This window comes from Candidatus Poriferisodalis sp. (assembly GCF_965205175.1).
Classification (GTDB): domain Bacteria; phylum Actinomycetota; class Acidimicrobiia; order Acidimicrobiales; family Poriferisodalaceae; genus Poriferisodalis.
On sequence record NZ_OZ242038.1, the window covers coordinates 137,695 to 155,033 of the forward strand.

Below are 17,339 nucleotides of genomic sequence, written 5' to 3' on the forward strand. Positions count from 1 at the left end.
CTGCAACCCTTGCTACTCGCCTCGGCGCCACTGATCGAGGCCACGAAGCAGCGAGTCTTCGAGCCAACGGTCGAATCGCCGTTCGATCGACGGTGACGCCTCTTTGTGGTTGAACTCGAAGAGCTCCTCGCATGTCGGCATCAGCTCGATGATCTGGTGTTCGATGTCATCGCCTCGCTGTCTGCGATACAGGCACATCGAGGCGCCGACCAGCCCTCGGAATTCGCGATTCACGCCGTGCAACGACAGAAGGATCTCCGAACGGCCGCTCTCGGTGACCAGCCCGAGCCGCACCCAACAGTGCAGCTCACGCAGATTCGCCCAGTAGTCGAGGCTGGGATGCTTGGCTGTCTCGACGATCTGGTAGCGATGCCACGAGCGTCGCTCCTCGTGCGAGTCCTCGCCGTAGTCCACGAAGACACGTCGAGTCTCGTCGTCGGCACCGATTGCGTCTTCGAGATCGTCGCAGTACTCATCGAACTTAGTGCGCGCTCGTGAGGCCAATGTCGCTGAGGTGACCTTGACCTGTTCCATGTCGACCTGTGCGCGCACTCGTCGCCCGCGAAATTCGTCACTGATCTTTGCGAGCAGCTGATCTCGTCGCTCGGCGGCTTGTTGCACCTGCGCGCCGATGGCGAGCGCTTGCTGGAACCACCTGCTCTGGATGGCCGCGAACTGCGAAGTCAACGGTCGAAGATCACCTGCGTCCGCCTGCTTCAGGTTGTCGAGGTACTTGGCTCGGCTTGAGCTGGCGACGACGAGCGGAAACCAGCCTTCGCGGATCAGCACGAGCGACGCGAGTGCACGGGCGACACGGCCGTTGCCGTCCTGGAAGGGGTGGATCTGGGTGAATCGATGGTGCAGCCAAGCCGCCTGCAGCTCCGCCGCGACACCGTCGTCCGCCTGTGCGCAGTGCATCTCGACCAGTCGGTCCATCTCGGAGCTGACCTGCTCCGGCGGACAGTACTCGAAGGTTCGGCCGTCGGACTGCGTCGGATTGTTCGGCTGGCGCTTGTATTCGCCGTGGGCGAGCGGTACCTCGACGGGCCGGCCGAACTGGTCGATTCCCGAAGCTGTCGTCTGTTTGCGCGTCATCAAGGCGTGGACTTCCTTGATGAACGCCGTCGTCAGGCGCCGCTGCTGGCCCACGAAGTCGAACAGGAAGTCGACCGCTTCGGCTTGATCAGCTATGATACCGGCCACGATCTGCGGATGCTTGTTGGCGGCATCGTGAGGGATCAGCGATGCGTCGATTCCCTGCTCGATCAGCAGCCGGGTGATGCCGGCATCGAACGTGTAGAGACGTTCGATGAGTCCGGTCTCGATGGCCCACTCGCGCTTCAGCCGCTCGTTGAAGTCGTGGATGTGTTCGGCCGGCAAGTCCCCCTTGACGTCGCGCCACAGCTCCGACATCGACAGCAGCTTCGCTCGGTCGAGGTCGCGATCCGTCTCGGCAAGGTCGCTGATCGGCATCCAGCGGAACGCCAGCTCGACATCTGCCATGTGCGGTGCAGTTCCGTCGGCTAGGCGAAGTACGGATTCTCGCCCGAGGCGTGGTCGGTGAGATCGACGACCCGCTCGACCTCAGGAATCAGCTCGCGCAGCGTTCGCTCGATACCGGCGGTGACGGTGGCATTCGCCATGCCACAGCCCTGACAGCCTCCGCCCAGCTTGACCACAACGGTGTCGCCCTCGACGGAAACCAGCTCGGCGAAGCCGCCGTGCGCGGCGATCGACGGATTGATGCGCTTGGTGAGCACTTCGCGGACGTTGTCCTCAACCGTGCCGTCGAGGTCGAGCTGGGCGTTAGGTCCGAGATCGGGCCGGTTCGGGTTGCGCAGCACCAGACCGGGCTGGTTCGGGTCGGACGGCAGGTCCAGCGAGGCGTTGTCGAGCTTGGGGACATCGCGGTCGGGAATCAGTACCGTCAGTCCGCTGCCGACCGCGAACGGCACATCGGACGCGTCGGCTTCGGCCAGCATCTCGAAGGCGAGGTCGTAGGTGTAGTCCACGCCTTGCGCGCCGGTCACCTCGATGCGGAGCGCCAGCTGCTCGCCGTCCACCTCGTTCGCGCGCAGTTCGAGGATCTTGTCCAAGGCCGACGACGTGACGGAGAAGGTCTCCTTGCGGGTCTCCATCATCGACTGGCGTACCGCGTCGGCAGGTGCCATCTGGTCGCTCAGCGCCATGTCGCCAGCCTACCGAGGACGGCTCTGCGGCCGGCTAGAGCACCGAAGTGAGAGCGGTGAAGCCCGTCAGCAGCATCGCCGCCACCACGAGCACCGCCGTCCACCACAGTCCAGGGCTGCGCTGCCGCAGCGGGCGCAGATTCCCTGCCGCGTCGTACCGCTGCCGCGTCATGCCGAGCCGTGTCCGCTGCCCATGCTCGACCCAGCACAGCCAGCCCCAGCACAACTCGGCCCTGCACGCACTGCGAACTCGCGCACACGGCTCATCGCGGAGCGCTCATCCCTTCAGCCGCCACGTGATGACGCCGTCAGCGTTCTGAACTTCGACCTCGATGTCCTGGGTTGCCTGGGTGTCGGATCGCTCAAGCGTACACAAGAAGGTGCTGCTGACCGACACCACCAGGTACTGACTGTCACCGCAGTCCGCCTGGACGCTGAACCCCAGCGCAGTCGCAGCTTCGGCGCCGAGTGCTGTCTCGGTCGCGTTGACTCGCATGACGGCTTGGCGGGGCCGGATAAGCCGGCGGCCCTGCTCGTCGATGATCGTCACCTGCGCCTCGTAGAAGGCACCCTCGACGAGTCCGTCGCACAGGAACGTCGAACCCGGCCTGATGGGTGCATCCGCCGGACAGTCGATGTCGACGATTTCGGCGGGTGCCACCACGCTTTGCAGGTAGGCCTGCACCTCCCGCTCGACCTGCGACTGATCCGAACCGTTGCCGCAGCCGGCGAAGACGGCCGCCATCGACACAGCCAGCGCAGCGAGCACCGACGTGGACGGTCCAGTCAATGAGGCGACCTCCAGTGGGGCTGACGGGAGATTAGCCCCGCCAGCGGCGGTCACGCGTGATGCTGTGCGCGGCGTCCACGCGGTGCCGGCGCAGACACTCGCTCAGCAGGCATTCGCTCAGATGAACGGTCGCTCCTGATGTCGACCGAAGACGTCGGCGAGGGCGTTGGTCACCTCGCCCACGGTGGCACGGGTGCGCACGGTGTCGATCAGATGCGGCATGAGGTTGGCGTCAGTCTCCGCTGCTCGGCGAAGCGACGTCAGCGCCTCCTCCACGGCGGACTGACTGCGGTCAGCCCGCAGCTGCGCCAGCCGCTTGATCTGACGCTGCTCGTCGTCGTTGGTGATCTTCAGCAAATCGATGTCGTCGTCTTCGCTGCCCTCGGTGAACTCGCTGGCGGCCACCACCACCCGGCGGCCCGCGTTCACTTTCTTCTCGAACTCGTAGGCGGCGTCGGCGATCCCCGACTGGTACCAGCCGTCGTCGATCAGCCGGAAGGCGCCCTCGAGCATCGAACCGGCGCCGGCTGCGTCGATGTGCGCGAACATCTCCTCCGCCTCGGCCTCGAGCCTGTCGGTCAGTTCCTCGACGAACCAGCTGCCCCCGAGCGGATCGATGACGTTGGCGGCACCGGTCTCGTGAGCGATGATCTGCTGGGTTCTCAGGGCGATTCTGGCTGCCTTGTCGGTCGGCAGCGCCAGCGCTTCGTCCATCGAGTTCGTGTGCAGGCTCTGGGTGCCGCCGAGCACCCCGGCCAGCGCCTCGATGGCGGTGCGAGCGATGTTGATCTCCGGCTGCTGCGCGGTGAGCGAGACGCCCGCTGTCTGCGTGTGGAAGCGCAGCATCATGGAACGCTCATTCTGGGCGCCGTAGCGGTCGCGCATCCACCGGGCCCAGATGCGACGTGCGGCTCGGTACTTGGCGATCTCTTCGAAGAAGTCGATGTGGGCGTTGAAGAAGAAACTCAGACGCGGAGCGAACTCGTCGGCCGGCAGTCCCCGCTGTGCGGCAGCCTCCACATAGGCGAATCCGTTGGCCAGCGTGAATGCGAGCTCCTGAGCTGCCGTGGAACCGGCCTCGCGAATGTGGTAGCCGCTGATCGACACCGAGTTCCAGCGAGGCATCTCCGAGGTGGCGAACTCGATGGTGTCGGCGACAAGCCGCATCGACGGCCTCGGGGGGTACACCCATTCCTTCTGAGCCTGGTACTCCTTGAGAATGTCGTTCTGCAGCGTGCCGCCCAGATTTCGGCGCTGCGCGCCCTGCTCCTCGGCGTTGGCCACGAACATCGCCCAGATCGTGGCGGCCGGCGCGTTGATCGTCATCGAGGTGGTGGTCGCCTCGAGGTCGATGCCGTCGTACAGCTCCGCCATGTCCTCGATCGAATCGACCGCTACGCCGCAACGACCTACTTCGCCCAGCGACATGACGTCATCGGAGTCGAGACCCATGAGTGTCGGCATGTCGAATGCCGTAGAGAGTCCGCCGCCGCCTGCAGCGAGAATCTCATGGAATCGCTTGTTGGTGTCCTCTGGGGTGCCGAAGCCCGCAAACATGCGCATGGTCCACAGGCGGCCGCGGTAGCCGCTGGCGTGGACGCCGCGCGTGTAGGGATACTGGCCGGGCCAGCCGACATCAGCGGCGGGTTCGCTGTCGTCAGGCGCATAGAGCGGCGCCAGCTCGAGACCGCTCATCGTCTCGAAGTCGGCATCGCGTACTGGGGTGGAGTCGAACTCTGCCTGCCAGCGTTCCCGTGTCACCGGTTTCCTCCTGATGTCTGCGTGCTCGTGCCGACGGTGCCCGCGTCTGTCACGCATGCCCGGGTCTGCCACGATGCCCCCGACAGTGCCCGCAGTGTAGGCAACTCATCGCAACTCGTTCCCGCTGCTCGGCCCGAGCTCATGCGCCCACCCTCATGGGCTCACCATGCCGGCAATGCCCACCGGTCCGGGTCCAGCACCGAGACGCCGCTTGGCGCCTGCGGCGACGGCACGGGCGGTGAGATGGTGGGCGCGGTCGATTGCAGCTTCGAGTGCGGTGCCCTTGGCCAGTTCGGCGCAGATCGCGGCCGAGAGCACATCGCCCGAACCGCGCACATTGCGAGTCCGGATGCGCGCCGCCGACATCAGCCGAACACTGCCGTTGACGACGGCGACGTCGGTCATCGTCTCTCCAGTCCGAAGCCGGCCGCCAGTGACGATGACAGCCTCCGGTCCCGCAGCGGCGATCTCGTGGGCTGCCTCGATCCACGCGTCAGCTTGCTCAGGCAGCTCTCGGCCCAGCAGTCGACCTGCTTCGAGGTGGTTCGGCGTCACCACTCGAGCGCACGGCAGCAGCCGGGTCACGATCGCGCGCTCGGCCGATGCGGCGAGCATGGGGCGGCCGGCGCCGTCGACCAGCACAGGATCCACGACCAGCTGAGCAAGCCTGCGCTCGGCGATCGATGCAACGGCTGCCACCGTCTCCGCTGAGAGCATCAGGCCCGTCTTGGCAGCCCCTATGGGCAGGTCGTCGAGCACCGCGTGAATCTGCGCTGACACCAGGTCGGCATCGACCGGGCTCGCCGTCCGGAACTCGACAGTGTTCTGCGCCGACACCAGCGTCAATGCGAATGCACCATGGACGCCGCACGCTGCGAAGGCGCTCAAGTCTGCTGCCAGTCCCGCCGAGCCAGAGGAATCAGCCCCCGAGATCGTCAACGCGGCGGGCCGGCGCTCGTGCTGCCGGGACGCGTGCTGCCGGGCCTGACGGCAGCTCTCGCCGTTGCTCACGCCGGTCATCTGCACCAGTACAACAGTTGAAGATGCCACCGGGCGTTCACGCGGCCTTCACGCGACACCACAGCTAACGTCGCAGGGCAATGGCCGGATCCGTGCAGACGCGCAGCTGTTCGCACGGCGGCATCAACGCTGCCGGGGGCACGGTCGGGATCATCGCCAACCCGGTCTCCGGGCGCGACGTTCGCCGGGTAGCGGCGCGGGGCGCAGTGTCCACCACTGAGGACAAGCGCAATCGGATCGCTCGTGCGGTCATCGGCGCCGTCACCGCAGGCGCTACGCGGATTGTGGCCATGGCCGAACCGTTCAGCATCGCCACCGGTGCGCTGACAGACCTGCGCATCGATGCCGAGGTGGAGATCGTCGACGTGGGCGCCACTGTCTCGCCCGCCGACACGATCCGTGCAGCCGAGGCCATGCGGTCTCGCAACGTCAGCGTGCTGGTGACATTGGGCGGCGACGGTACGAACCGCACGATCGCGAAGGTCTGGCCCGAGGCCACGCTCGTGCCGATGTCGACCGGCACCAACAATGTGTTTCCCAGCCTGACCGAGCCGACCGTCGCCGGCGCTGCAGCTGGGCTGGTGGCAAGCGGCGCAGTGAGCCCAGCTGCGTGCGCACCACGGTCGAAGCTGGTCACCGCAGTCCTGCCGGGCTGCTGGAGCGAGATCGCGCTGGTAGACGCGGTCACGCTGGCAGACGACTTCGTCGGCAATCGCATGCCGGCCGACGGGATGCGGATGCGACAACTGCTGGTGTCGCAGGCCCATCCGGCCAGCATCGGCCTCAGTTCGCTGGCAGGGCTGCTGCGACCGTGCTCGCGTGCGGAGGACGCGGGCGTGCTGGTGGAGTGCGGCCCCGGCGGCCGGCCGATGCGAGCGCCACTGGCACCCGGGCTGTACGGGACGGTACCCGTGCTCAGCTGTCGCACCCTCGAGCTGGGCGAAGCCGCGCAGCTTCGAGGGCCGGCCGTGCTGTCGCTCGACGGCGACCGGGAGCGTGCCATCGGCGCGCACGAGTCGGTGACCGCAAGGGTGCAGCGCAACGGGCCGAGGGTGGTGGATGTGCAGCGAACCCTAGAGCTAGGCGCCGCTGCCGGCGTCTTCGAGATGCCCTTGCGTGGTGCCGCAGCGTCACTGTCCGTCAGCCAGGAACTCAGCGCGGCGCCCCCTATGGGCTACCGGCGCGCTGACGGCACCGAAGTCCGCGACTGCTGCTGAGACCCGAAGGGCCTGGCGGCAACAGGTGCATGGCGCCGTCGGGACCTGACGCCGACGGACATGACGGTGGGGCTCGTCCCGCCGCATGATGCATTCCTGACTAATCCAGTCGGATTTATCGACAAAGGCTGCTACCCTTGCCGGCACGGTCCGAGTCCCGCTCGGCTCTGGCCACTGCCCCACCCCCATGGAGGACGACGATGGCACTCCGCCTCAATGACACAGCGCCCGACTTCACTGCCGACACCACCGAAGGCGAGATCAGCTTCCACGACTGGATCGGAGACGGCTGGGCACTGCTCTTCTCTCACCCGAAGGACTTCACCCCGGTCTGCACCACCGAGCTGGGCGCGGTCGCCGGCCTGAAGGACGAGTTCGCTGCCCGCAACTGCAAGATCATCGGCATCAGCGTCGACGGAGTGCGCGACCACACGAGCTGGAAGTCAGACATCGCCTCGGCCACGGGCCACGAAGTGAACTACCCGCTCATCGGCGACCCTGAGCTCAACGTCGTCAAGCTCTACGACATGCTGCCCGCCGACGCCGGCGACACCTCGCAGGGACGCACCGCCGCCGACAACGCCACGGCTCGCACGGTGTTCATCATCGGGCCGGACCGCAAGATCAAGGCATCGCTGACCTATCCGATGACGACCGGTCGCAACTTCACGGAGATCCTGCGCCTGCTGGACTCCTGCCAGCTCACCGCCGCCGAACAGGTTGCTACACCGGCCAACTGGCGCCAAGGCGACGACGTCATCATCGTGCCCGCTGTCTCGAACGAGGCTGCGGCCGAGAAGTACCCCGACGGCTGGGAATCGCCCCTGCCGTATCTGCGCTTGGTGCCCCAGCCGGGCGCAGCACGGTCAGCCGACTAGCCAAACCCGTTCACACTTGGCTCGCTGGGCTCGGAGGCCACCTCGGCCTCGAAGGCCGGACTGCCGTCGAGACTGCGCATCGAGGCCGGCAGCTCTGCGCGCACGCGCTGGTGGAAGACGCGATCTTGAGCGAGCGTGTAGGGGTATGCGGACTGGCCGGATCGCAGCAGCGGGACGTGCATCGGCCGGCTGTTGGTAGGGCCGGGGCGATCCTGTTCGACCAGCGTCTCCGACACGGCTTCGTCGTTGCGCACCACTCGATAGGGCCGCACCACCCCGCCCCGGGTGGCCTTGCCCGCCGATTCCTTGTGGACGGGCACCACCGGCTCGTGCGTGCCGGATCGACGGGCAATGGCAACCGCCTTGTAGACCATGCCGGCCGTCGCGTGGCCCGAGCCGACCACGAGCTGGGTGCCCACCCCATAGCCGTCCACGGGCAGGTGTGCCAGATCGGCAATGCGGTACTCATCGAGGTCTCCCGACACCACGATGCGAGTCGACTCGGCGCCGGCGTCGTCTAGCCACTGACGCACCCGAGGCACCTCCACGGTGAGATCGCCCGAGTCGATGCGCACCGCTCCCGGGACACCGCCGAGACGCTTCGCGGCAGCCAATCCTCGTTCCAGCCCGGTCCGCACGTCGAACGTGTCGATGAGCAGCGTGGTCTCGAGACCATGCGCTCTCATCTGCGCTTCGAACGCTGCCTCCTCGTCATGGTGGGCCAGCGTGAACGCATGGGCGGCCGTGCCGGCGGTAGGTATGGCGAACTGCTGACCGGCGAGCAGGTTCGACGTCGCATCGAAGCCCACCAGCCAGGCGGCCCGCGCTGCGGCGACGGCTGCAAGCTCGTGGGTGCGGCGGCCGCCCATCTCGATCAGATGACGTCCCTGCGCGACATCGTGCATCCGGGCCGCTGCAGATGCGACCGCGCAGTCGTGGTTCAGCACCGACAGCACCAGCGTCTCCGCCAGCAGCGCAGTGCCCAGCGAGGCGTCGACGCGAAGCACTGGGCTGCCGGGCACGTAGAAGTCGCCCTCGCGGTAGCTCCAGGCATCGCCGTCGAATCGGAATGACGCCAGGTAGTCGAGCAGGCCGTCGCTGAAGCGTCCGAGCCGAGCGAGATAGGCCAAGTCCTCGGCTTCGAATCGGTAGTCCGCGAGCAGCCCTGCCAGCCGGCCGGGACCCGCCACCACGCCGTAGCCGCGTCCTGGCGGCAGTCGACGGGCGAACACCTCGAAGCAGGCGCGCCGCGAGGCCACGCCGGACTGCAACGCCGCGTCGAGCATCGTCAGCTCGTACAGGTCGGTCATCATGGCCGTAGCCACACAGCAAGTCTGCCCGCACGAACGGCTGCGTACCGTGAGCCGGCCCGGCAGCGCTCGGCCGACCCAGATCAGCCGCCGCCGGATGGCCGAGCGGACAGCACCACGTCGAAGCTCAGCAGCTCAGCGCCGTGGGCGATCGGCTGTTGTGCAGCTTCGGCGTGACCCCGGACGAACGCCGGCGATTGGATCCATGCCAGGAACGCTGCCTCGCTGGCCCAGCGCGTGTAGACGTACCACGTGTTGCCCTCGGCGGGTCGGAGCAGTTCGAAGCCTTCGAATCCTTCCATGTGCTCGACCTCGCCGACACGTCGCTTGAAGCGCGTCAGGAGTTCGTCTCCTGCGTCCTCGGGCACGGTGATGGCATTGATGCGCACGATGCTCATGCTTGTTTCTCCTTTTCCGGATTGGCCTCTTCGGAATGGCTGAGGTGCAGGAATACTCCAGCACGACGGCCCCGGTCGCGACCTCGCGTGCGGCATGTCGCTCGCATCGCTCAGGGTGACCGCGACCATGTCGTCGCGAGGTCGTCGCGCAACTGCGCGAGCAACTGCGCGGTTCGCGGGCCGTTGCCCAGCAGCAGCTGGTCGTCGTAGACGAGCACGCGGCGGTGCAGGCCGGCAGGGGTCTGCCCGAGGCCGCCGATGTCCAGCAAGCCGTCGATCCCGCCCACCGTTGCGAGACCTGCTGCGGGGACCAGCAACACATCGGGGGCAGCAGCCAAGATCGCCTCGGCGGAGATGGGAGCGCTGTCCTGAACGCCCATGGCGGCACCGACATCGACCCCGCCGGCCGCTTCGATCAGCCAGTGCGTGTTGGACGCCTGCCCGAGCACCAGTTGCGCGATCGCACCACGCACGTACAGCGCCAGCACCCGCGGCCGAGCGATGTCCGCATCGGCCCGAAGAGCTGCAGCGGCGATGGCAGCGTCGACCTCGGCGGCCAACGTTTCGCCTTTGTCGGGGATGCCCAGCGCAGCGGCCACCGCGCGGATCTTGCGGCCGGCGCCGTCGGGCGTCGCCTCGTTGGGGACGATGACGAGCGGGTAGCCGAGACGTCGCAGGTCGTCGAGTGCTTCGGGCGGACCGGCGATGTCGGTTGCCAGCAACAGCGTGGGCGCATGGGCGGCGATGGTCTCCGCAGCCAGGTCTCGCTGGTAGCCGATCTTGGGAAGCGCGTCAGCGGCCGGCGGATAGGTCGCGGACACGTCTGTGGCGACGACCTGTTGGCCGAATCCCAACGCGAAGACCACCTCGGCGAGATCTCCGTCGAGCGGGATGATGCGCTCGACGGAACCCACGGCGATCTCGGCCCCGGTTTCGTCGACGACCGTGGAAGGGAGTGATGCGCCGATGCCAACCGCTGTCACCGCGTCAGCATCGGGGACGTCAGCTGCGGTTGCACTGACGCCGCAACCGGCGACGGCACCAGCCATAACCGCAGCGATCGCGCAACGGCGCAGGCGAACCCAACGCAGCCTGCCAGCCGACGGTCGATGCCCTCGGCAGCCGAGTAACACGCCTGTCAGCATGAGGCCCCGTATTGCACTGCCATCTGCCACGTCATCAATCGTTGCCATACGCCATATATTAGGCAAACCTAACTATTGTTGCAAACATGTCTTGCTACGGACAATTCTGCCACTCGTTGCGAGAGCCGCTGCCGTCATCCCGCCGGCGAGCGCTGCCGCGACGCGTGCGAATGAGGAATGCACAAGGGCGCTCCGCTGACCGGACAGGCGATGACGCTGACCCGCACCTCGAACACCTGCTCGATGAGCGCGGCTGTCACCACCTGCGACGGCGGCCCTGCGGCCCGTATCTCCCCGTTCGCCAACGCCAGCAGATGCGACGCGTAGCGGCATGCGTGGTTCAGATCGTGCAGCACCATGACGATGGTCCGGCCTTGGTCACGGTGCAAGCGCTCAAGCAGGTCGAGCATCTCGACTTGGTGCGCGATGTCCAGGTAGGTGGTCGGCTCGTCGAGCAGCAGCAGCGGTGTGTCCTGTGCGAGTGCCATGGCGATCCAAGCGCGCTGGCGCTGGCCTCCCGAAAGTTCGTCCACGCCGCGCTGCCTCACGTCGCCGAGGCCGGTGAGCTCGAGCGCCTCGTTGACGGCCTCGCTGTCGCGGGCAGACCACGGCGAGAACAGTCGCTGATGGGGGTAGCGGCCCCGGCGCACCAGTTGCTCGACGCTCAGGCCGTCAGGTGCCCGCGGCGACTGCGGCAACAGGCCGAGCTGTACGGCGACGGCTCGGGTGGGCTGACGGGCGATATCTGCGCCGTTCAAGTACACCGCACCTTCGTTGGGTCGCAACAGGCGCGCGAGTGCCCGCAGCAGCGTCGTCTTGCCCGATGCGTTGGGCCCGACGACCGCAGTGATCTGACCTGCGGGAATGACAGCAGTGAGGCCGCTCAGCACGTCAGGACCGCCGTAGCAGACGCGCAACCCCTCTGCTCGCAGCTGCGACGCCCCCTCAGCCTGCACGATGGAACCGCCGCAGCACCCACAGCAGATACGGGCCGCCCAATGCGGCCGTCATGACGCCTGCCGGCAGCACGGTGGGCGCAAACAGCCGTTGTGCAGCGATGTCGGCGCTGAGCAGCATGACCGCGCCCAGCAGCACGGTCAGCGTCATCACGCCGATGCCGAGACTGCCCGCAAGCGCACGCGCGATATGGGGCACCAACAGTGCGACAAATCCGAGCGGGCCGACCACGGCGACGACGACTGCCGCCAAGCCGCAGCCGGTTGCGACCACGGCGACACGGCTTCGTTCCAGCGGCACGCCGAGACCCACGGCCGCGTCGTCTCCCAGCTGCATGGCTCGCAGACGGCGCACCAGCACATAGGCGAGCGGCACCAGCACCGCTGCTCCGACGGCCAAGGTGCGCGCATCGCCCCACGACGAGGACGACAGCGTGCCGGCCTGCCAACGGGCTGCGGCGCTGACGCGTTCGATCGGGAAACGCACGAGCATGAAGGTGATGACAGCGCTGAGCAACGCGTTGATGCCGATGCCCACCAGCACGACCCGCGCGCCGCTGGTGCCTCGCCGCCATGCCAGCGCCAAGATCAGACCGGCCGCTGCCAGCGCTCCGCCAAACGCTGCGAGCGGCAACCAGCGCGGGGCGAACCCGGCGGCGAGGATCGTCACGGCTGCGGCGGCCGCGCCCGTGTCGATGCCGATGACGTCTGGCGAGACCAACGGGTTGTCAATCAGCGCCTGAAAGAGCGCTCCCGAAGCCGCCAGACACATGCCGGCGAGCACCGCGACCGCGAGTCTCGGCAGGCGCAGCGAGTGGATCACGAAGTCGAACTCGCTGCCGCGATCCCACAACGCCGCAGCGATGGCGGACCGCACCGGCACCGGGAAGTCGCCCAGCACCAGGCCGACCACAGCGAGTACGACCACCGCCGAACCGGCCGCGACACACAGGATCACCACACGAGCAGGCGAGCCGGCGGCTGTCGCGCGACGTCTCACAGCTCCGCCATACGACTTCGGCGAACCAAGTACACGAGGAACGGCGCGCCAAGTGCGGCGCTGACAATGCCGACCTGCAACTCCGACGGGGCCACGATCACACGGCCGACGACGTCGGCGCCGAGCAGCAAGCACGGACCCAGCAGCATCGAGTACCCGATGATCAGCCGATAGTCCGGGCCGACCACCGATCTGACGATGTGCGGCACAGCCAGACCCACGAAGGCGACGGGGCCGGCGAGTGCGACGGCCGAGCCGGCCAGCGCTACTACCAAGACGCTCGCTACAGCACGAACGGCGGCGACCCGCTGGCCGAGGCCCGCTGCGAGCTGGGCACCCATGCTCAGCGCGTTCACTTGACGGCCGATCAGCAGTGCCGCGACGAGGGACACGCCGATGACCGGCATCAGCAGTGTCGCCTCTGCCGTGCCGCGACCTGCAATGGACCCGGCCAGCCAGAAGCGCGCTTGGTCCAGGGTTGCCACATCGAGCAGCAGCAACGCCGCGGTCCACGAGCCGGCCAGCGCGGTGATGATCGCCCCCGCCAGCGCGAGCTTGACCGGCGTTGCTCCTCCCGCTCCCGCCGACGCGATCGCGTACACCAGCAGCGTTGCCGCCAGCGCTCCAACGAAGGCGAACCAGACGTAGCCCCCGGGGGTGGTGATGCCGACGACGTAGATGGCGCCCACGACGGCCAAGGCGGCACCGGCGTTGATGCCGAGGATCCCTGGGGCACCCAGCGGATTTCGCGTCACACCCTGCGTCAGCGCTCCGGCCACTGCCAAGCAGGCACCGGCCAGCGTGCCGATGACCGTGCGATGGACACGCAGTTCTCGAACGACGACCTGACCGTGGTCGGTGTGGTCGTAGTCCCACACAGCAGACCACACCGTGGCGGCATCGAGGGGCAAGGCGCCGTAACGCAAGCTGGCGAAGACCGTCGCAACGAACAGCGCCGCTGCTGCGGGAAACCGGACCGCCCGCCACAAACGGCTGGACGACCGCAAGCGCATCGACATATGTTAGGTAAACCTAACAGCATATGTTCACCCTTTCGCCGCTTGAAGGGCGAGTTCTGCGGGGCGCGCTAGGCGCCGACGCACCTCACGTGCTTCCACGCCACTAGTTTCTTGGCGATGGTCGCTGTGGGCTTGGCGCGTCTTGCGGCCGTGTCGCATCTGTCGTTCATCGTGTTCCTGCTCGTTGGCGGGCTGTGCGCCAAGCGCTGGCCCAAGCTGACGAAGTGGCACCTGGCAGCGATGGGCGCAGCCGGCGTGGTGAACATCACCGGCGCCGACTGCCCGCTCACCGTCTGGGAGAAGTGGTTCTTGCGCCGGGCCGGTCGTGAGCCCTACGAGTCGGGCTTCATCTCCCACTATCTGGTGGAGCCCGTCTACCCGCCGGGCATCGACGGACGGGTCAACTTGCTGATTCTGGTTGCGCTCACGGTGCCCAACGCCGCCGGCTACTGGCGCCTGTTGCGGTCCAAGCCGGCCCGGGACACCGGCAGCACCCCGGACAAGACGCCGAAATCTCCCTAGCGCGCCCGGTCATCGGTCTACGTCGTACACTCTCGCTCGGCAGTCGTGAGCGAAGCCGGTGAGATCCCGGCGCTGTCCCGCAACGGTGATGCCCCAGCAGGGGACGAGTCCGGTCGCCTCTCGGCCGCCATGCACACGAACCGATTCCTCGAGGAAGGAACGGCTCGTGCGGCGGGTGCTCTCGCTGCTCGACGCCGATCTCGAGCACAAGGGGGTACTTCATGAGCGATGCCATGTGCCATGCCGCCGCCAAGCGGGATTCCGTGGTCCGCAAGCTGGTGCGGGCGGTCGCCGTGGTGCTGATGCTGGCGTCAGCCTGCGGCACCAGCGACGAGACTGCGCATGCGCATCGGCGGATTGTCTCCCTCTCGCCCACCGGCACCGAGATCCTCTTCGCCATCGGCGCCGGCGACCGAGTGGTGGCCGTCGACGAGTACTCCTACTACCCCGACGACGCTCCGGTCACTGACCTCAGCGGATGGAACCCCAACGTCGAGGCCATTGCGTCGTTCGACCCCGACCTGGTCGTCATGGAGGCGGGCGGCGGCGTTGCCGACAATCTGGAGTCGCTCGGCATCGAAGTGCTCGTGCACCAAGCACCTACCACGTTCGATGACGTCTACGCGCAGATCGCGCAGTTCGGCGAGGCGCTGGGACTCATCGGCGAGGCCGACCGGCTCGCCGCGCAGATGCGCAGCCGCATTGCTGAGCTGGTTGCCACCGCGCCCGACGTGACCGGTCTCAGCTACTACCACGAACTCGACGACACGCTGTACACCGTCACCAGCGGCACCTTCATCGGTCACGTGTACTCGCTGTTCGGGCTCGCCAACGTGGCAGACCCGGCCGACTCCGGCGGCACCGCATCCGGCTACCCGCAGCTCAGCGACGAGTTCCTGCTGGACGCGGACCCCGACATCATCTTCTTGGCGGACACGCTGTGCTGCGCTCAAGACGCCGACACCGTGGCTGCGCGCCCCGGATGGGATCAGCTCACCGCAGTGCAGTCCGGCCGCATCGTCGAGCTGAACGACGACGTCGTCTCGCGGTGGGGACCACGGCTGGTCGACTTCGTCGAGGCGATTGCTGAGAGCCTCGTCACGATGAGCGCCGACTCGTAGGCGGCTCGCGCCGTGCCGCCCGACGTCGCGCAGCGTCATCCGACGACTGCGGCAGAAGCCTCCGCGGGCGACTGGGCCGCAGGTCCCTTGGCGACCTCGCGCCTGAGCCCTCGAGCGCTCGCCGCCGCCTGCGCGACCGTCGCCGCGGCCGTGGCCTGCGGCCTCGCCATCGGACCGGTCGGCATCTCAGCACACCGGGTGGTGCTGGAGCTGGCCGACTTGTTGCCCGGCCTTGCAGTGGACTCGGGCCTCAGTGAAGCCCACGCGGCGATCGTCACCGAGATCCGGCTGCCGCGCGTCGTCCTCGGACTGCTGGTCGGCGCGACGCTCTCGGTCACCGGCGCGACCTACCAAGCCGCATTCCGCAACCCGCTGGCCGATCCGTACCTGCTCGGCATCGCCGCCGGCGCAGGCCTCGGCGCCACCATCGCCATCACCAACAATCTCGGCGACGGAGCGGGCGCCTTCGATCTCGTGCCCATGGCGGCCTTCGCCGGTGCGCTGGCGGCGGTGTCGGTGTCGTACGCGGCCGGCCATCTCAGCGGCCGCTCCACCGCTTCGCTGATCCTGGCCGGCATTGCCGTCGCCAGCTTCCTGACCGCGTGTCAGACCTACGTCCTGCAGGCCAACAGCGACGCGTTCCGCAAGATCTTTGCTTGGATTCTCGGCCGCATCGCCACTTCGGGATGGTCCGAGCCGCTGCTGCTGCTGCCGTATTTCGCGTTGACCGCGGCGGTGGTGCTCCGCTACCGGCGAGCCCTCGACGTGCTCGCCGTCGGCGACGAGGAGGCAGCAGCGCTGGGGCTCGAACCTCGCCGCGTGCGCATGATCGTGGTGACGGCGGCGTCGCTGGGGGCAGCGGCGGCAGTGTCGGTCAGCGGTCTCATCGGCTTCGTGGGCATCATCGTGCCCCATGTCGTCCGGCTGGTCTTCGGCGCGTCCAACCGTGTCGTGCTGCCGCTGTCGGTGCTGTTCGGCGGTGCCTTCATGGTGCTGGCCGACCTGGTCGCGCGCACCGCGCTCGCCCCCGCCGAACTGCCCATCGGCGTGGTCACCGCATTCCTCGGAGCGCCGTTCTTCGTGTTCGTGCTGCGAACCAGCCGCAAGGAGATCTGGTGAACGTGGAGGCGCAGTCCTCGTTTCTGTCGCGTGGCGCGCCGCACCCCGCCAGCAGCCAAAACGGCCACCGCGAGGCCGTGAACGTGCGGGCCCTCGGAGTCCGGCTCGACAGCGCGCACGTCCTGCGCGGCCTAGATCTCGACGTGTCCGCCGGCGAGTGGGTCAACGTCGTCGGACCGAACGGGGCCGGCAAGACCACACTGCTGCGAGCTGTGCTGGGTCTCGTTCCCTACAGCGGCTCGGTCAGCATCGACGGAATTGAGCGGCTGCGCCGCTCGGCGCGGGCCCGCAAGGTTGCCTACGTCCCGCAGACCCCGGTCATTCCCCGTGGCATGCCGGTAGCCGATTACGTGCTGCTGGGCCGCAGCCCGCACCGGAGCGTGTTCGCGGGCGAGACAGCGGCGGACCGCCGCATCGCTGCGGAGGCGTTGGCGCGTCTGGACCTCGCAGGCTTCGGCGGCCGTGCAGTCCAATCGCTGTCCGGCGGCGAACGACAGCGAACGGTGCTGGCACGAGCGCTCGTGCAGCGAACCGACATCCTCTTGCTGGACGAGCCGACCACAGCGCTGGACCTCGGGCATCAGCAAGGCGCGCTCGATCTCGTCGAGGCACTGCGGCGCGAGCGCGGACTCACCGTCATCGCCACGCTGCACGACCTGACACTCGCCGCTCGCTACGGAGACCAGGTTGCGATCCTGGCCGGCGGCGCCATCGTGCAGCGAGGCAGACCTCGTGAGGTGCTCACCGCCGCCAACATCGCCAAGCACTTCGGCGCAGCGGTGCGGATCATCGACGACCCTGACGGCCCGATCATCGTGCCGAAGGCCGCCGCACCCCACGATTTCTCGCAGCACGCTGATTCGATGCAAGCACCAACGACCTGACCGCACCGGC

General features: G+C 67.6%; 18 protein-coding genes and 1 riboswitch. Of the genes, 6 read left to right on the forward strand and 12 right to left on the reverse strand.

The window, feature by feature from the left end; translation table 11 throughout:
• Positions 1–12 precede the first annotated feature (12 nt).
• From ACOGI4_RS00610 to thiD, 6 genes are all read right to left on the reverse strand, one after another.
• Complete coding sequence (locus ACOGI4_RS00610; RefSeq protein WP_419842024.1) at positions 13–1,503, reverse strand: Fic family protein; 1,491 nt, start codon at positions 1,501–1,503, stop codon at positions 13–15.
• Between the two features lie 20 nt (positions 1,504–1,523).
• Complete coding sequence (locus tag ACOGI4_RS00615) at positions 1,524–2,189, reverse strand: NifU family protein (RefSeq protein ID WP_419842025.1); 666 nt, start codon at positions 2,187–2,189, stop codon at positions 1,524–1,526.
• 34 nt (positions 2,190–2,223) lie between these two features.
• A complete protein-coding gene (locus ACOGI4_RS00620; protein ID WP_419842026.1) occupies positions 2,224–2,361 on the reverse strand; it encodes a hypothetical protein in 138 nt (45 codons plus the stop codon).
• Between the two features lie 105 nt (positions 2,362–2,466).
• Entirely contained in the window at positions 2,467–2,979 is a 513-nt protein-coding gene (locus ACOGI4_RS00625) for a DUF4333 domain-containing protein (RefSeq protein ID WP_419842027.1), read from the reverse strand.
• A 117-nt stretch (positions 2,980–3,096) separates the two neighbouring features.
• Positions 3,097–4,797 carry an acyl-CoA mutase large subunit family protein gene (locus ACOGI4_RS00630; RefSeq protein WP_419842028.1) on the reverse strand — a complete coding sequence of 567 codons (1,701 nt, stop codon included), beginning with the start codon at positions 4,795–4,797 and terminating at the stop codon, positions 3,097–3,099.
• Positions 4,798–4,893: 96 nt separating this feature from the next.
• Positions 4,894–5,760: a bifunctional hydroxymethylpyrimidine kinase/phosphomethylpyrimidine kinase gene (gene thiD, locus ACOGI4_RS00635; protein WP_419842029.1), complete on the reverse strand. Its 867-nt coding sequence runs from the start codon at positions 5,758–5,760 to the stop codon at positions 4,894–4,896.
• Positions 5,761–5,840: 80 nt separating this feature from the next.
• Here thiD and ACOGI4_RS00640 point away from each other — a divergent pair, with 80 nt between their 5' ends.
• Positions 5,841–6,977 carry an NAD(+)/NADH kinase gene (locus ACOGI4_RS00640; RefSeq protein ID WP_419842030.1) on the forward strand — a complete coding sequence of 379 codons (1,137 nt, stop codon included), beginning with the start codon at positions 5,841–5,843 and terminating at the stop codon, positions 6,975–6,977.
• Between the two features lie 200 nt (positions 6,978–7,177).
• Complete coding sequence (locus ACOGI4_RS00645; protein ID WP_419842031.1) at positions 7,178–7,855, forward strand: peroxiredoxin; 678 nt, start codon at positions 7,178–7,180, stop codon at positions 7,853–7,855.
• Here ACOGI4_RS00645 and pncB read toward each other — a convergent pair.
• From pncB to ACOGI4_RS00675, 6 genes are all read right to left on the reverse strand, one after another.
• The gene (gene pncB, locus ACOGI4_RS00650; protein WP_419843054.1) at positions 7,852–9,168 is read right to left on the reverse strand and encodes a nicotinate phosphoribosyltransferase; all 1,317 of its coding nucleotides are present in this window, start codon (positions 9,166–9,168) and stop codon (positions 7,852–7,854) included. The two genes, ACOGI4_RS00645 and pncB, sit on opposite strands and share 4 nt — an antisense overlap.
• A gap of 80 nt (positions 9,169–9,248) precedes the next feature.
• Entirely contained in the window at positions 9,249–9,563 is a 315-nt protein-coding gene (locus tag ACOGI4_RS00655) for an antibiotic biosynthesis monooxygenase family protein (RefSeq protein ID WP_419842032.1), read from the reverse strand.
• Positions 9,564–9,673: 110 nt separating this feature from the next.
• Positions 9,674–10,546 carry a heme/hemin ABC transporter substrate-binding protein gene (locus tag ACOGI4_RS00660; RefSeq protein WP_419842033.1) on the reverse strand — a complete coding sequence of 291 codons (873 nt, stop codon included), beginning with the start codon at positions 10,544–10,546 and terminating at the stop codon, positions 9,674–9,676.
• Positions 10,547–10,842: 296 nt separating this feature from the next.
• Entirely contained in the window at positions 10,843–11,664 is an 822-nt protein-coding gene (locus ACOGI4_RS00665; RefSeq protein WP_419842034.1) for an ABC transporter ATP-binding protein, read from the reverse strand.
• Positions 11,654–12,625: a FecCD family ABC transporter permease gene (locus ACOGI4_RS00670; protein WP_419842035.1), complete on the reverse strand. Its 972-nt coding sequence runs from the start codon at positions 12,623–12,625 to the stop codon at positions 11,654–11,656. Before ACOGI4_RS00670 ends, ACOGI4_RS00665 begins: the two co-directional genes overlap by 11 nt.
• A 35-nt stretch (positions 12,626–12,660) precedes the next feature.
• On the reverse strand, positions 12,661–13,677 hold the full coding sequence (locus ACOGI4_RS00675) for a FecCD family ABC transporter permease (protein ID WP_419842036.1): 1,017 nt from the start codon (positions 13,675–13,677) through the stop codon (positions 12,661–12,663).
• Between the two features lie 123 nt (positions 13,678–13,800).
• Here ACOGI4_RS00675 and ACOGI4_RS00680 point away from each other — a divergent pair, with 123 nt between their 5' ends.
• The 4 genes from ACOGI4_RS00680 (at position 13,801) to ACOGI4_RS00695 (ending at position 17,329) form a co-directional block, all read left to right on the forward strand.
• Positions 13,801–14,205: a DUF2784 domain-containing protein gene (locus ACOGI4_RS00680; protein ID WP_419842037.1), complete on the forward strand. Its 405-nt coding sequence runs from the start codon at positions 13,801–13,803 to the stop codon at positions 14,203–14,205.
• Between the two features lie 24 nt (positions 14,206–14,229).
• Positions 14,230–14,375: riboswitch (adenosylcobalamin (AdoCbl) riboswitch) on the forward strand.
• A gap of 51 nt (positions 14,376–14,426) precedes the next feature.
• Positions 14,427–15,326, forward strand: a complete 900-nt coding sequence (locus ACOGI4_RS00685) for an ABC transporter substrate-binding protein (RefSeq protein ID WP_419842038.1) — start codon at positions 14,427–14,429, stop codon at positions 15,324–15,326.
• Positions 15,327–15,413: 87 nt separating this feature from the next.
• A complete protein-coding gene (locus ACOGI4_RS00690) occupies positions 15,414–16,445 on the forward strand; it encodes a FecCD family ABC transporter permease (protein WP_419843055.1) in 1,032 nt (343 codons plus the stop codon).
• A 77-nt stretch (positions 16,446–16,522) separates the two neighbouring features.
• Positions 16,523–17,329: an ABC transporter ATP-binding protein gene (locus ACOGI4_RS00695; RefSeq protein ID WP_419843056.1), complete on the forward strand. Its 807-nt coding sequence runs from the start codon at positions 16,523–16,525 to the stop codon at positions 17,327–17,329.
• Positions 17,330–17,339: the final 10 nt, after the last annotated feature.